Origin of the sequence: Halioglobus sp. HI00S01, from assembly GCF_001635445.1 — a bacterium.
Classification (GTDB): Bacteria; Pseudomonadota; Gammaproteobacteria; order Pseudomonadales; family Halieaceae; genus Halioglobus; species Halioglobus japonicus.
In genome coordinates this window covers 1-220 of sequence record NZ_LWEE01000022.1, presented here as the reverse complement: position 1 = coordinate 220, position 220 = coordinate 1, and the positions used below count along the sequence as shown (strand labels likewise).

Sequence of the window (220 nt, the reverse complement as noted above, 5' to 3'; positions counted from 1 at the left end):
TGCGTTTCTCGGGCTGCCTTTCGCCCAGCCACCGGTAGGTGAACTGCGCTGGCAATCTCCCCGTCCTCCTGAATACCCCGCCGGCAAGCTAGCGGCGGATGCCTTTGCGCCTGCTTGTTTCCAGGGCGATCACATTACCAATTGGTATCGCGGTGTGGTTGAGGGTTTTGGTGGCAACCCCGACGAGGTAATGGCACCGGCGGTAAGTGAGGATTGCCTC

1 protein-coding gene is annotated in these 220 nt (G+C 60.5%); it reads left to right on the top strand.

Annotation, left to right across the window (positions count from 1 at the left end; all coding sequences use genetic code 11):
• Positions 1-220: carboxylesterase family protein (locus tag A3709_RS23045; protein WP_156507574.1), on the top strand; the 220-nt coding region annotated here is incomplete at both ends.